Origin of the sequence: Streptomyces thermovulgaris, from assembly GCF_002155915.1 — a bacterium.
GTDB classification, from domain to species: domain Bacteria; phylum Actinomycetota; class Actinomycetes; order Streptomycetales; family Streptomycetaceae; genus Streptomyces; species Streptomyces thermovulgaris.
In genome coordinates this window covers 1-1,200 of the sequence record NZ_MUME01000353.1, presented here as the reverse complement: position 1 = coordinate 1,200, position 1,200 = coordinate 1, and the positions used below count along the sequence as shown (strand labels likewise).

General features: G+C 75.0%; 1 pseudogene. It reads right to left on the bottom strand.

The features are described 5' to 3' along the window. Positions 1-795: pseudogene (locus tag CCN35_RS23970) on the bottom strand (hypothetical protein); the annotation flags it as partial. Positions 796-1,200: the final 405 nt, after the last annotated feature.

Here is a 1,200-nt window from a genome sequence, read left to right as displayed (position 1 = left end):
CCGCGGGCGGCGTCCAGCAGCTCGGCGACGGCGCTGCCGACCGGCCTGGCCGCCAACCAGGCCCGGTACTCGGCCCGGGCCGCGTTCGGCCGCAGCTGCGCACAGCCGCGGAGCATGTCCTCCGCCGACTGCTCGATGTTCCCCGCGGGGCTCTGGGCGGCGACACAGATCTGCTCCAGCTTGACCCAGACCGCCCAGCTGCCGAGCGGCGTGAGGGTGGCCTGCCCGTCCTCGCAGGTGAGCGCCCCGACGGAGGCGAGCGCCCGCAGCGCCCAGTCGAGCAGGGGCGCGAGCTCGGCGGCGTCGGCCGGCTCGGCGGCGGGCGGAGGGGACTGCGGGTCGTAGGGGATCTCGCAGCGTTCGGTGCGCAGCTCGGTGACGCGCTGCCGAAGGAGGTCGAGGAGCTGGTCGACGGGGACGGGACCGGCGGAGAGCTGGAGGAAGGAGAGGACCTGCGGCATGGCCGAGACGACCTCGGCGACGGCGGCGGGCTCATGGCCCTCGGGCTCCGGGCAGGCGAGCGACCAGGCGTCGAACAGGGCGACCCAGCCCCGCAGGACGGCGCTGTCGTCGCGGTCCCAGGCGCGCAGCCGCCATCCGGGGCGGGCGCTGTCGCCGTGCACCTCGATCAGGCCGGAGAGCCGGGCGGTGTCCCAGTCGGCGCGGACCTGGTCGGGCGTCAGGCCCAGGGCGATGGCCGCGCGTTGGGCGGAGGCGTCGGAGANNGCCGGGGCCGAGGGCGGCGTCGGCCCAGCGGGCCACACGGGCCGCTCCGGCCAGCTGGGAACGCGCCATTCCGGCCAGTTCCGGAGGGGCCGAGGTGCCCTGCGGAGGGCGTGGGGCGGTACGGCGCGGCTGCCGTCGGCCCACGGCTCGGGGAGCGGCGGACAGCGGTCGCGGACGGACGAGTCGCAGTCTGGAGTCGCGCGGGGTACGGGACGTCACGGGTGCAGTCTTCCGGTTGACGGTCCGAAAACCCAAACGGAATGCCTCGCCGGGCGGTGGGACGGTCCGCGGAAGAGGCCGGAAAGAGGGCGGTACGATGCCTTTCAGCCGGTGCCGAAGGCCGGCGGACGGTCCTTCGCCGGCCTTCGGCACCGGCTGAAAGGCATCGTACCGCCCTCTTTCCGGCCTCTTCCGCGGACCGTCCCACCGCCCGGCTAGGCCTTCCGTTTGGGTTTTCGGACCGTCAACCGGAAG